Below are 13,813 nucleotides of genomic sequence, written 5' to 3' on the forward strand. Positions count from 1 at the left end.
GCAACGCGCGGTGGATTAACCTTATCTACACCCCGCGCCTTGCATGTTTCATCCCATCGGACACCACGGGAGGGCTGACCAGTTGGCTACTGGAACAAAGCAGCGAAGCACCGTCCGAACAAATGAACCTTGGGTGCATCAACCGGCAAAGCCGGAACAGCCTGACGATGCGACACATTTCGAAGGAATGACGCTATGAACAAGCGGATGATAATTGGTGCACTGGGATTTGGAATTCTCGCTCTCGCTGCGACCACAGGATTTGCCCAGAACGCCCGAAACTGCGCCCCTCGCGAGGTGGTGGTTGAACGGCTGGCCGACAAATATGGGGAAGCACGCCAATCTGTCGGGCTCGGGGCCAATAACTCGTTGGTAGAGGTGTTTGCCGCAAATGAAACAGGCACATGGACGATCACGGTCACGATGGCCAATGGTCTTACCTGCCTTGTTGCATCTGGTCAGAATTTTGAAACCTTGGCCGAAGCACTGCCAGCCAAGGGCAATGACGCCTAGGTTAGCGCATCTAAAATCAATTTGGTTCCCGTCACGGCGAGCAACACATAGGTGATGCCAAAGAAGACCCGCTCGGGAACCAGATAATGCGCTTTGACACCGATCCATGCGCCGAGCAGGGCGAAAGGGGCCAAAGCAAGATCAAGTACAAGCAGTTCGAGCGTGAAGATGCCAAGCACGCCGTAGGCCGCGGCCTTAAGGCTGTTGACGATCCAAAAGACCAGAACGGTGTTGGCTTGATACTCTGTTTTCGTAAGCTTCAAAGACAGCATGTAAATTGCAGCGGGTGGACCGCCTGCATGGCTTACAAAACTGGTAAATCCTGCCCCTACTCCTGCCAATATCCCTGCGCCATTCCCGAGGGGTCGCTCTGAAATAGCGATCCAACCGCGCGATCGCGCAATTTGCCAGATAACAAACAACAACGACATGGCGCCGATCATGAAACGGATCACGTCATCATTGGCAGCGCGGTAGACCAGCGCGCCGATGATTACACCCGGTACACCTCCGATAATCAACAATCGTGCAGAGGGCCAATCCCACTTGCGCCAATAGGGGCGAAGTGTTGCGATGTCGATCAGCATGAGCAACGGCAGCATCAAGCCAAGCGCCTGGCCGGGTGTGAGGACCAGCGCCAGAATCGACGCCGACGCAAAGGCTGCGCCAGACCCAAAGCCCCCTTTTGACACCCCCGCAAAGACGACTGCGGGGGCCGCAATTGCAAAAAAGGAAAAATCCCAAAGCACTGGCTACCCTTTCAATTTCCCTGATCTATTACGGCTTTAGCCTGCTCCATCGCTCATTTCCACCCACCCGCGCCTCTGCGCCGCAGCGCAGCACACTTGCGCCAAAGCGCAAACCGCACTAGCCATGCGCCAAATTCAACGGACCGGAGAGAGTTCCATGGCCAGACCCAAGATAGCACTTATTGGTGCAGGACAAATTGGCGGCACACTTGCCCACCTCGCAGCTTTGAAAGAATTGGGCGATGTTGTCCTGTTCGATATTGCCGAAGGCACGCCAGAAGGCAAAGCCCTCGACATCGCAGAATCCGGCCCTTCCGAGGGTTTCGATGCGACAATGTCTGGCACGCAATCCTACGAGGACATCGCTGGCGCAGACGTTTGCATCGTAACTGCTGGCGTTCCTCGCAAGCCCGGCATGAGCCGCGATGACCTTCTGGGCATCAACCTCAAGGTTATGAAATCCGTCGGCGAAGGCATCCGCGATCACGCGCCAGACGCTTTTGTCATCTGCATCACCAACCCGCTTGATGCGATGGTTTGGGCGCTGCGCGAATTCTCGGGCCTTCCGCACGAAAAAGTTTGTGGCATGGCGGGTGTCCTTGACTCAGCGCGTTTCCGTCACTTCCTTTCGGTCGAATTCAATGTGTCCATGAAGGACGTTACAGCCTTCGTTCTGGGCGGCCACGGCGACACGATGGTTCCACTTGAGCGTTATTCGACAGTTGCGGGTATTCCTTTGCCTGATCTGGTCGACATGGGCTGGACCACGCAAGACAAGCTTGACGCAATCATCCAGCGCACACGTGATGGCGGAGCAGAAATCGTTGGCCTGCTGAAAACCGGCTCTGCCTTCTACGCGCCTGCGACATCCGCGATTGAAATGGCCGAAGCCTATCTCAAAGACCAGAAACGCGTTCTGCCTTGCGCAGCTTACGTTGATGGCGCTTACGGTTTGGACGGCTTCTATGTGGGCGTTCCAACAGTGATCGGCGCTGGCGGCGTCGAGCGCGTTGTCGCAATCAACATGAACAAAGACGAGCAAGCGATGTTCGACAAATCAGTCGACGCTGTCAAAGGCCTCGTTGCTGCGTGTAAAGAGATCGACAACTCACTCGCTTGATAGCGACCTAAAAGTGTGATTCCAATTAGCGCGCAAGCAAGTCAGCTTGCGCGCTTTTTGTTGGATTATTCATGCTTTTTCGATCCGTCTTCACGCTTTTTCTTTCCGCCGCCGTTTGCTTTGCCGAACAACCCATATAAACGCTTGCAAAAGACGGCCTTGCAAAGCGGATCGCGAGCATAAAGCCTGACAAGCCCGAGCTGCAAATGGAGCTGGCCTTTCTAACGTCGCTTCGAGCGCTTGAAAAATCAGCGCAAAATCAAAACCGGTCTGGCATCGGGAACAGCCTGGCAATGCTTCCATTCTTCGGACTGAACCGGATCGCACAACGCCAAAGCGATGAGCAATCCACGCCCGAGGCTCTCAAAGCACTGCTACAGGGTTTTCTTCAGGATTTGGACAAGGCGCGCATCGCAATTGATGCCATCGAAGATCGTGACAGCGCGACTTTCGTGCTTAACGTGGATGACCTTTGGTTCGATCTTAATGAAAACGGGCTGCGCGAGCGTCATGAGGATGCCGCAAGCGTCATGGCCCCTTTCTTGGGCCGCGCAGCGATCCGCCGTGCGCAGGCCAATGCCAAGGCTAAAGGAAACCCCACCGTCATACGTTTTGACACAGCAGATATCGCCTGGCTCATGGCCTACACCCACGCGATGTCCGCTACAGCGCAGATGGCATTGGCCTTTGATCCGACAGAGATCATCCGCAACCTGAATGCAGATCGGGCGACGTTAGACGACATCCCAACCCTTAAGCCGTTCTATGACATCGCGCTTGTGAAAGCAGATCTCCTGCGGCTCGAGGCGATGCTAACGAACCTCAATGACAAGCTTAGACCCCTGGATGAGCAGATCAAATCACTTCGAGCGCGCCGCATTGCATTGCGCAAGGAAGACAAGTCGAATGAACGGGATGCAAAGAATGCCGAACTTAATGACCAGTTCGAAAAACTGGGCAACGACCGAAGGGAACTGTCACAAAGCCGTCGCTGGATTACAGCAGAGATCCAAAGTCTCAAAGCAAAGCTTCCTACCAGCAAGGCCTCGGATTTCGACAGGACCAGCCAAAGTTTCGCCCCCATCATCGATGGCATTTACGTTTTGTTGAAAGCGCTCGATCAGCAACCTGATCCTGTTCATCTTGAAGCAGCCCGTGGTCATTGGGCGCAGATGATTGCAAGCAACCGGGAATTCTGGACGCTTGTCGAAGGTGAAAGCGACAATGATCGAGAATGGGTCCCTAACCCGAACCAGACATCCGCACTTGGATTTGAAATCACGCAAGAGACTGCAGAAACATGGCAACACATTCTGGAAGAAGCCGACGCACTGGTGCAGGGCAATTTGCTGATACCGCATCCGCTCTTGCCACAAGGGACGGGCATCAGCCTCAAAGCCTATTTCGACGACCCCTCGCCGCTTGACCTATTGGCATGGGTTCAAGGCCATGCAGCTTATCGCTATACACAACGTGGTCAACGATTGAGCAATCAGAGTTGGCAACGGTTACAACGACTCTCTAGTGGCAATGCTGCATTGTTTGCGATTTTCCTCAACTAAGGCTCGAATCGCAACATTCGCACCGAGGATTTCACATTTTGTGATCACACGATTTAAAAGTGTGATCACAAATGTCGGAATTATCCCACCTGCGTCACTTTTTCGTTTAATTCGCTCTTAATACTCACACTATAGAGGCAAGCAATCGAAGCAAGACGGGACCGTTTCTTATGAACATCCACGAATACCAAGCCAAAGCGCTGCTAAAGAGCTACGGCGCGCCAGTTTCAGACGGCCGCGCCGTGCTGAAGGCGGAAGATGCCAAAACAGCCGCAGGCGAGATGGACGGCCCGCTTTGGGTTGTTAAGGCGCAGATCCACGCAGGTGGTCGCGGCAAAGGCACCTTCAAGGAAGCCGACGCAGGCGAAAAGGGCGGCGTTCGCCTTGCCTTCTCTGCGTCCGAGGCTGCTGAAGAAGCCAAGAAAATGTTGGGGCGCACGCTCGTTACGCACCAGACCGGCCCAGCGGGCAAGCAAGTCAACCGCATCTACATCGAAGATGGCTCTGACATCGAAGCCGAACTTTACCTCGCGTTGCTGGTAGACCGTCAAACGTCGCGCATCTCTTTTGTTTGCTCCACTGAAGGTGGCATGGACATCGAAGAAGTTGCAGCGGCAACACCAGAGAAAATTCTCAGCTTCTCTGTTGATCCAGCGACTGGCTACCAGGCCTTCCACGGCCGCCGCATCGCTTTCTCGCTTGGTCTGAAAGGCCAGCAGGTCAAGCAGTGTGTTGCATTGATGGGCAATCTTTACCGTGCTTTCGTTGAGAAAGACATGGAGATGCTGGAAATCAACCCGCTGATCGTTCTGGAAGGATCTGGCGATCTGAAAGTGCTCGACGCGAAAGTCAGCTTTGACGGCAACGCGCTATACCGCCACGCAGACATCATGTCCCTGCGCGACGAAACTGAAGAAGACAGCAAAGAGCTTGAGGCGTCCAAGTACGACCTCAACTACATCGCGCTCGACGGCGAAATTGGCTGCATGGTCAACGGCGCCGGCCTCGCGATGGCGACAATGGACATCATCAAACTCTACGGTGCAGAGCCTGCTAACTTCCTCGACGTAGGCGGCGGCGCGACCAAAGAGAAGGTGACAGAAGCGTTCAAAATCATCACCTCCGATCCTCAGGTCAAAGGCATCCTTGTGAACATCTTCGGCGGCATCATGCGCTGCGATGTCATCGCCGAGGGCGTTGTTGCTGCGGTTAAGGAAGTCGGCTTGCAAGTTCCACTGGTTGTGCGTTTAGAGGGCACAAACGTGGAAGAAGGCAAAGCGATCATCAACAATTCCGGTTTGGATGTGATTGCAGCGGACGACCTGAAAGACGGTGCACAGAAAATCGTCAAAGCGGTGAAAGGATAATCCCATGGCTGTTCTTGTAGACGAAAACACAAAAGTAATTTGCCAAGGCCTCACAGGCTCGCAAGGTACATTCCACTCCGAGCAAGCGATTGCATACGGCACGAAAATGGTTGGCGGCGTCACACCCGGCAAAGGCGGCACAACGCATCTCAATTTGCCCGTGTTCAACTCTGTGCATGAAGCAAAGCATGTCACCGAAGCGAATGCTTCCGTGATCTACGTGCCTCCCCCCTTCGCGGCGGATTCCATCCTAGAGGCCATCGACGCCGAGATGGAATTGATCGTGTGCATCACAGAGGGCATTCCAGTTCTCGACATGATGCGTGTTCAGCGTGCGCTTGAGGGCAGCAAAAGCCGCCTGATCGGCCCCAACTGCCCCGGCGTAATCACGCCAGATGCGTGCAAAATCGGCATTATGCCGGGTCACATTCACAAGCGCGGTTCATGCGGTGTTGTCTCCCGTTCGGGCACACTGACGTATGAAGCGGTGAAGCAGACCACGGACCTTGGCCTTGGCCAGTCTTCTGCGGTTGGCATCGGCGGCGATCCCATCAAAGGCACCGAGCATATCGACGTGCTGGAAATGTTCCTCGCGGATCCAGAGACACAGTCGATCATTATGATCGGTGAAATCGGTGGTTCTGCTGAAGAAGAAGCAGCGCAGTTCCTTGCAGATGAAAAGAAAAAGGGCCGTTGGAAGCCAACAGCCGGTTTCATCGCAGGTCGCACGGCCCCTCCCGGCCGCCGTATGGGTCATGCTGGCGCGATTGTCGCTGGCGGCAAAGGCGGCGCAGAGGACAAGATCGAAGCGATGCGCTCCGCTGGTATTGTGGTGGCAGACAGCCCCGCAACACTTGGCGAAGCCGTGATCGAAGCGATCGGTTGATCTAACAGAACCAAACGCTTGGGCTTACGGGCCCAAGCCTACCAATACTTTGGCCCCAATCGGGGCCGCATTCACAAAACGGCCCCTTTCGGGAGAGCAAGAATGACCGACCAAAGCCCTAATGACGTTTTTCACGCATCTAGCTTTATGCAAGGCCATAACGCCGAGTATCTAGAGCAGCTTTATGCGCAATACGCCAATGACCCCAATGCGGTCGATGCGGCGTGGCAGGACTTCTTTTCCCAGTTGGGCGATGCTGAGCTGGACGTAAAGGCAGAGGCAGCAGGTCCGTCATGGGCGCGCGCCGATTGGCCCCCGATGCCGAATGATGATCTGACCGCTGCGCTTGACGGGCAATGGCCTGCACAGGCCGAGACCCAAGCCGCGGGCGACAAGATCAAAGCGAAGGCTGCGGCGGCAGGTGTCGAAGTCAGCGACGAGGCGATCAAACGCGCCGTGCTGGATTCCATCCGCGCGCTGATGATTATCCGCGCCTACCGTATCCGTGGTCACCTTGCAGCCAATCTGGACCCGCTTGGTATGCGCGAAGCGAGCAGACATCCGGAACTGGACGCCAAATCCTATGGCTTCACCGAAGCCGACATGGACCGCCCGATTTTCATCGACAATGTTCTGGGCCTGCAAATCGCGTCTATGCGCCAGATTCTCGACATCGTGAAGCGTACCTATTGCGGCACCTTTGCGCTGCAATACATGCATATCTCCGATCCCGAAGAGGCCAGCTGGCTGAAAGAGCGGATTGAAGGCCTTGGCAAGGAAATCCAGTTTACCCGTGAGGGCCGCAAAGCGATCCTGAACAAGATGGTCGAAGCCGAGGGTTTCGAGAAGTTCCTGCACGTCAAGTATATGGGCACCAAGCGTTTCGGCCTTGATGGCGGCGAAAGCCTGATCCCGGCGATGGAGCAGATCATCAAGCGCGGCGGCGCGCTAGGCGTGCGCGATATCGTGATCGGCATGCCCCACCGTGGACGCCTGTCTGTCCTCGCTAACGTGATGAGCAAACCCTACCGCGCGATCTTCAATGAATTCCAGGGCGGCAGCTTTAAGCCTGAGGATGTCGATGGATCTGGCGATGTGAAATATCACCTCGGCGCAAGCTCCGATCGTGAATTCGACGGCAATTCCGTGCACTTGTCACTGACTGCCAACCCTTCCCACCTAGAAGCGGTGAATCCCGTTGTCATCGGCAAGGTGCGCGCGAAACAGGACCAATTGAACGACACGGATCGCACAAAAGTTATGCCGATCCTGCTGCACGGTGATGCGGCCTTTGCGGGTCAAGGCGTTGTAGCAGAATGTTTCGCACTGTCTGGTTTGCGCGGCCACAAAACCGGCGGCACGATGCATATCGTTGTGAACAACCAGATCGGTTTTACAACAGCTCCGCATTTCTCACGCTCATCCCCCTACCCCACAGACAACGCTCTGGTGGTAGAGGCACCGATCTTCCACGTGAATGGCGATGATCCCGAAGCCGTGGTTCATGCGGCAAAGGTTGCGACCGAATTTCGTCAGAAGTTCCACAAAGACGTGGTCATCGATATCTTTTGCTACCGCCGCTTTGGTCACAACGAGGGCGACGAGCCCATGTTCACCAACCCGGTGATGTACAAGAAGATCAAAACGCACAAAACCACACTCAGCCTCTATACAGAGCGTCTTGTAAAAGACGGCCTGATCCCAGAAGGCGAGATCGAGGACATGAAGACCGCGTTCCAGGCACATCTGAATGATGAGTTTGAAGCAGGCAAAGATTACAAGCCGAACAAAGCCGACTGGCTGGACGGCAAGTGGTCGCATCTCGATCGGATGAAAGAGAAGAAATACCAACGCGGCAAAACAGCGATCAAGCCTGAAACGCTTGCAGAGCTTGGCACCGCCCTGACGCGCGCGCCGGATGGCTTCCCGCTGCATAAAACGGTTGGTCGCCTTCTCGAAGCGAAACAACAGATGTTCGAAACCGGTGAAGGGTTTGACTGGGCCACAGGCGAAGCATTGGCGTTTGGCTCATTGCTAACTGAAGGCATGGGAGTGCGTCTTTCTGGTCAGGACTCCACGCGCGGTACGTTCTCCCAGCGCCATTCCGGTCTGATTAATCAGGACACGGAAGAACGTTATTATCCGCTAAATAACATTCGCGAAGGCCAAGCGCGCTATGAGGTCATCGACTCGATGCTGTCGGAATATGCGGTGCTCGGGTTCGAGTATGGCTACTCCATGGCTGAACCCAATGCTTTGACGCTTTGGGAAGCCCAATTCGGCGACTTCGCCAATGGTGCGCAGATCATGTTTGACCAGTTCATTAGTTCCGGCGAAAGCAAATGGCTGCGCATGTCTGGCCTCGTTGTCCTGCTGCCGCACGGCTATGAGGGTCAAGGACCAGAGCACTCCTCTGCCCGCCTTGAGCGCTTTTTGCAGATGTGTGGCCAGGATAACTGGATCGTCGCGAATTGCACGACGCCTGCCAACTACTTCCACATTCTGCGCCGCCAGTTGCACCGCAGCTTCCGCAAACCGCTGATCCTGATGACCCCGAAATCCTTGCTGCGCCACAAGCTGGCAGTCAGCAAGGTCGAGGAATTCACGACTGGCTCCAGCTTTCACCGCGTTTTGTGGGACGATGCGCAATATGGCAATTCTGACACCAAACTGGTTGCAGATGACAAGATCAAACGCGTCGTGATGTGTTCGGGCAAGGTCTACTATGACCTGCTGGAAGAGCGCGATGCACGTGGCATTGACGACGTTTACATTATGCGTTTCGAGCAGTTCTATCCTTTCCCGGCAAACTCGGCGGTGCGCGAACTTGAGCGCTTCAAAAATGCCGAAATGGTCTGGTGTCAGGAAGAGCCAAAGAACCAGGGCGCATGGACCTTTATGGAGCCCAACCTTGAATGGGTTCTGGGACGCGTAAAAGCAAAACACCTACGCCCCGTTTACGCGGGCCGCTCGGCTTCGGCGTCGCCTGCAACGGGCCTCGCCAGCATGCACAAAGCACAACAAACAGCGCTGATTGACGAAGCGCTGACATTGGAAGGGAAATAACCCATGAGCACTGAAATTCGCGTCCCAACACTGGGCGAGTCTGTCACAGAGGCCACCGTTGCCACATGGTTCAAAAAGCCCGGCGATGCCGTTGCTGTTGATGAAATGCTGTGCGAGCTGGAAACCGATAAGGTAACCGTCGAAGTGCCTGCCACAGTGGCCGGTCAAATGGGCGAAATCATTGCCGCCGAAGGTGAAACCGTAGGCGTTGATGCCCTGTTGGCAACCATCGTTGAAGGCTCTGGCAAAGCGGCCAGCCCAAAGGCAAAAGCCGCCCCTGCTGCGGATACGCCCAGCGAGGCCAGCGTTGATGTTATGGTTCCAACCCTTGGCGAGTCGGTAACCGAAGCAACCGTGAGCACATGGTTCAAGAAAGTTGGCGACACTGTCGCGCAGGATGAAATGCTATGCGAGCTGGAAACTGACAAGGTTTCAGTTGAAGTTCCTGCCCCCGCTGCTGGCGTTCTTTCCGAAATCACAGCGCCCGAAGGCACGACTGTTGATGCCTCCGCCAAGCTGGCTGTTATCGGCGGTGCCGCTGCCTCTGCCAGCCCGGCCGACGCACCCGCAACAGCGCCCGCAGCCTCCGCTGGTGGCAAAGACGTTGAAGATGCACCCTCCGCCAAAAAAGCAATGGCCGAGGCTGGCATCAGCCGCGACGCCGTTGCAGGCTCTGGCCGCGACGGCCGCATTATGAAGGACGACGTTGCCAAAGCGCTAAGTGCTGCGCCCACAGCGGCCCCGGTTGCCGCAGCGCCCCGCGCACCTGTGCCTGCCGATGATGCCGCCCGCGAAGAGCGTGTTAAGATGACCCGCCTGCGCCAAACCATCGCAAAGCGCCTGAAGGACAGCCAGAACACCGCAGCGATGCTGACCACCTATAACGAGGTGGACATGACCGAAGTAATGGCGCTGCGCAAAGAGTACAAAGATCTCTTTGAGAAAAAGCACGGTGTGAAGCTTGGCTTTATGTCCTTCTTCACCAAGGCTTGCTGCCATGCTTTGCAGGAAGTCCCTGAAGTGAATGCAGAGATTGATGGCACCGACATCGTCTACAAAAAATTCGTGCACATGGGCATCGCCGCTGGCACGCCCACGGGTCTGGTTGTTCCCGTTATCCGCGACGCGGATGCAATGTCCTTCGCGGATATCGAAAAAGCGATTGCCGAAAAGGGCAAGCGCGCCCGCGATGGCAAGCTTTCCATGGCGGAAATGCAAGGCGGCACATTTACCATCTCCAATGGCGGTGTTTACGGCTCGCTCATGTCCTCGCCCATCCTGAACCCACCGCAGTCCGGCATTCTCGGCATGCACAAGATTCAGGATCGTCCGATGGCCATCAATGGGCAGGTTGTGATCCGTCCGATGATGTATCTGGCGCTGTCCTACGATCACCGTATCGTTGACGGCAAAGGTGCTGTGACCTTCCTTGTGCGCGTAAAAGAGGCACTGGAAGATCCCCGTCGCCTGTTGATGGATCTCTAAACAAGCAAAATGGCCTATCTCCAACCCGCAACGCTTACGTGTTCTCAGTGTGGTTTCCGCTCTGAGATCACGTGGGTGATCGGGGTTGGGCCAAACAGCGTCCCGGGCAAAAAGCCTTACCGCAAATTGCACAAACCGGGTGAGTTCCTTCGCGATCCAGAAAGCCGTAACAGGTTACTGTGCCCGGACTGCGGCGAGGTCGTTTCATGAGCGTATCATCCAAAACCGCGCTCGTTGCCTGCATGCGCAACGAAGGACCTTTCATTGTTGAATGGGTCGCCTATCACCGCGTGATCGGTTTCGATCGCATTGTAATTTGTTCAAACGATTGCACCGATGGCTCCGACGCGTTGCTTGATGCGCTTGATCGGGCAAATGTCATCACCCATTTGCCCCATGACATTCCTGACGGCGATACACCACAAGACAGCGGCATTCGCACCGCATTTGCAACGCTAGAGCAAAGCGACATCGAATGGATTGCCCATATTGACGCCGATGAGTTCCTGAACATTGGCCATGGCGCTGGCAAGGTCACTGATCTGTTGGCCGTTGCGGGGATGGGCGATGTGATTGCGCTACCTTGGTGGGGCTTTGGCGATAGCGGGCATATTCATTGGCCTGGTGATATTCTGAGCAAATTCACAATGGCAGAGCCCGCACCAAGCGAGGCGCGCGCCAAGTTCAAATCCATGTTCCGCTTTCGCAAATTCACCCATGCGAACGATCACATGCCGACAGGCCCCAAGGTATCGGTTCCGGATGTGCGATCAGCCAATGGCGAGCAACTGAGCGATGAAGGGCTATATGATAAAAAGCGCGCGAAGTATCGACCGCTCGAACTTGCCCTGTGTCCCGAAGCGAGCTGCATCAATCATTATGCAGTGCCGTCACGCGATGCTTTCCTGATGAAGAATGATCGCGGCGATGGTCAAGGAAAGGTGACAGATAAATACTACCTCGGGTCGCGCTGGCACGAGATCGCCAATCAAAATGGCGCACCGAATTTGAGCATCCAGCGGCATCTTTCAGCAACACAATCTGAAATCGCGCGGCTTCGTGCGATCCCGGAAATCGCAGACGCTGAAGCTGCGTGCCAAGTCTGGTTTGCCGAGCGCTGCAAAACCCTGCTTACCGACGCGCAGATCGCAAAATGGTCCAAACCCCACATAAGGAGTGCACGCGCATGACCCCTGAACTCATGGCACTCACCTTGGCCGCGCTCCTGCAAGTGCTTCAATTCTGCGCCTACTCTTTAACTTCGATCATGCAGGTCGGCATGCGAAAAGCCGCAGGCCCGCGCGATCAGAAAATCGAACTCACCGGCACCGCGGGACGACTGCAAAGGGCAATGAACAACCACTTCGAGGGGTTGATCCTTTTCACCATTTCTGTCGTCGTGGTGACATACACCGATCAATCCAGTGCGCTTACGATGCTTTGCGCTTTCACCTATCTTGGTGCGCGCATTCTCTACATTCCTGCCTATGTATTCGGGCTTGCGCCTTGGCGTTCGCTTATCTGGTTCATCGGCCTGATTGCGATTGTCGTTATGCTACTGGCGGCACTCTTTTGACTTCATCCTTCCTAATAAACTTCGGGTGCCTTAGTTTTACTAAGGCGGGGCAACCCCCCTTCCCCGCTTACTGAAAAGGACACATCATGTCTGACTATGACGTTATCATCATCGGCGGCGGCCCTGGCGGCTATGTCTGCGCAATTCGCTGCGCACAACTTGGCCTCAAGACCGCCTGTGTTGAAGGGCGCGATGCGCTTGGCGGCACCTGCCTGAACGTCGGGTGCATCCCATCCAAAGCCCTTCTACACGCAAGCCACCAGCTTCACGAAGCCGAACACAACTTTGCAAAGATGGGCCTCAAGGGCAAAAGCCCCTCCGTCGACTGGACACAAATGCTCGCCTATAAGGACGAGGTGATCGAGGGCAACACCAAGGGCATCGAGTTCCTGTTCAAAAAGAACAAGGTCGATTGGCTCAAGGGTTGGGGCTCTATTCCCGAGGCAGGTAAAGTCAAAGTCGGCGAAGACGTTCATACCGCCAAGAATATCATCATCGCCACTGGCTCTGAGGCATCGTCTTTGCCCGGGGTCGAGGTTGACGAGAAGATGGTCGTCACTTCGACGGGGGCGTTGGCGCTGGGTAAAATCCCCAAAAAGCTGGTTGTGATCGGCGCAGGCGTTATTGGCCTGGAGCTGGGGTCCGTTTATGCGCGCCTTGGTGCTGAGGTGACTGTTGTTGAATTCCTTGACGCGATCACACCGGGAATGGACGCCGAGGTTCAGAAAACCTTCCAGCGCATCCTGACAAAGCAAGGTCTCAACTTCGTCATGGGCGCGGCGGTGCAGGGCGTTGAAACGTCCAAGACCAAGGCAAAAGTCACCTACAAGTTGCGTAAGGATGACAGCGAACATGTGATCGACGCGGACACGGTTCTTGTCGCGACAGGCCGCCGTCCCTTTACGGTTGGGCTTGGCCTTGAGGCGCTTGGCGTCGAAATGTCAGAGCGCGGCCAGATCAAGACTGGCAAGGATTGGCAGACCAACGTCAAAGGCATCTATGCAATTGGCGATGCCATTGCTGGCCCAATGCTGGCCCACAAGGCAGAAGACGAAGGCATGGCCGCAGCAGAGCAGGTCGCGGGCAAACATGGCCATGTGAACTACGGCATCATCCCGGGCGTTATTTATACGCACCCGGAAGTCTCCAACGTCGGCGCAACCGAGCAAGAGCTGAAAGAGGCGGGCCGCAACTACAAGGTTGGCAAGTTCTCCTTCATGGGCAATGGCCGCGCGAAAGCGAATTTTGCGGGCGATGGATTTGTGAAAATTCTGGCGGACAAGGATACAGACCGTATTCTGGGCGCGCATATCATTGGACCCGCTGCAGGCGAGTTGATCCACGAGATCTGCGTTGCCATGGAATTCGGTGCCTCTGCCGAAGACCTTGCGATGACATGCCATGCACATCCGACCTATTCCGAAGCCGTGCGCGAAGCTGCGCTTGCCTGCGGTGATGGTGCCATCCACGCGTAACGCCGCTCAATTTT

At 55.5% G+C, this 13,813-nt stretch carries 11 protein-coding genes; 10 read left to right on the plus strand and 1 reads right to left on the minus strand.

Translation table 11 applies throughout. From position 1 onward, the window contains the following. Positions 1-195: 195 nt before the first annotated feature. Positions 196-513, plus strand: coding sequence for a hypothetical protein (locus WBC85_RS09820; protein WP_424436038.1), 318 nt, complete (start codon positions 196-198; stop codon positions 511-513). Here the strand turns inward: WBC85_RS09820 and WBC85_RS09825 are convergent. After that, positions 510-1,262 carry a sulfite exporter TauE/SafE family protein gene (locus tag WBC85_RS09825; RefSeq protein WP_424436041.1) on the minus strand — a complete coding sequence of 251 codons (753 nt, stop codon included), beginning with the start codon at positions 1,260-1,262 and terminating at the stop codon, positions 510-512. The two genes, WBC85_RS09820 and WBC85_RS09825, sit on opposite strands and share 4 nt — an antisense overlap. A 157-nt stretch (positions 1,263-1,419) precedes the next feature. Between WBC85_RS09825 and mdh the strand changes: the two genes are divergently transcribed. From mdh to lpdA, 9 genes are all read left to right on the plus strand, one after another. Next, a complete protein-coding gene (mdh, locus tag WBC85_RS09830; protein WP_424436044.1) occupies positions 1,420-2,382 on the plus strand; it encodes a malate dehydrogenase in 963 nt (320 codons plus the stop codon). A gap of 293 nt (positions 2,383-2,675) precedes the next feature. Continuing rightward, complete coding sequence (locus WBC85_RS09835; RefSeq protein ID WP_424436047.1) at positions 2,676-3,944, plus strand: hypothetical protein; 1,269 nt, start codon at positions 2,676-2,678, stop codon at positions 3,942-3,944. A gap of 170 nt (positions 3,945-4,114) precedes the next feature. Further along, positions 4,115-5,311, plus strand: coding sequence for an ADP-forming succinate--CoA ligase subunit beta (gene sucC, locus WBC85_RS09840; RefSeq protein ID WP_424436050.1), 1,197 nt, complete (start codon positions 4,115-4,117; stop codon positions 5,309-5,311). 4 nt (positions 5,312-5,315) lie between these two features. Continuing rightward, positions 5,316-6,197 carry a succinate--CoA ligase subunit alpha gene (gene sucD, locus WBC85_RS09845; protein ID WP_424436053.1) on the plus strand — a complete coding sequence of 294 codons (882 nt, stop codon included), beginning with the start codon at positions 5,316-5,318 and terminating at the stop codon, positions 6,195-6,197. Positions 6,198-6,299: 102 nt separating this feature from the next. Beyond that, positions 6,300-9,263 (plus strand): 2-oxoglutarate dehydrogenase E1 component, encoded by a 2,964-nt coding sequence (locus WBC85_RS09850; protein WP_424436056.1) that lies wholly within the window; start codon positions 6,300-6,302, stop codon positions 9,261-9,263. Positions 9,264-9,266: 3 nt separating this feature from the next. Further along, complete coding sequence (gene odhB / locus WBC85_RS09855; protein WP_424436059.1) at positions 9,267-10,748, plus strand: 2-oxoglutarate dehydrogenase complex dihydrolipoyllysine-residue succinyltransferase; 1,482 nt, start codon at positions 9,267-9,269, stop codon at positions 10,746-10,748. Positions 10,749-10,954: 206 nt separating this feature from the next. Beyond that, positions 10,955-11,938 carry a glycosyltransferase family 2 protein gene (locus tag WBC85_RS09860; RefSeq protein ID WP_424436062.1) on the plus strand — a complete coding sequence of 328 codons (984 nt, stop codon included), beginning with the start codon at positions 10,955-10,957 and terminating at the stop codon, positions 11,936-11,938. Continuing rightward, positions 11,935-12,324 carry an MAPEG family protein gene (locus tag WBC85_RS09865; RefSeq protein ID WP_424436065.1) on the plus strand — a complete coding sequence of 130 codons (390 nt, stop codon included), beginning with the start codon at positions 11,935-11,937 and terminating at the stop codon, positions 12,322-12,324. Before WBC85_RS09860 ends, WBC85_RS09865 begins: the two co-directional genes overlap by 4 nt. An 86-nt stretch (positions 12,325-12,410) precedes the next feature. After that, positions 12,411-13,799 carry a dihydrolipoyl dehydrogenase gene (gene lpdA / locus WBC85_RS09870; RefSeq protein WP_424436068.1) on the plus strand — a complete coding sequence of 463 codons (1,389 nt, stop codon included), beginning with the start codon at positions 12,411-12,413 and terminating at the stop codon, positions 13,797-13,799. Positions 13,800-13,813 lie beyond the last annotated feature (14 nt).

The organism is Planktotalea sp. (assembly GCF_049680325.1).
GTDB lineage: Bacteria > Pseudomonadota > Alphaproteobacteria > Rhodobacterales > Rhodobacteraceae > Planktotalea.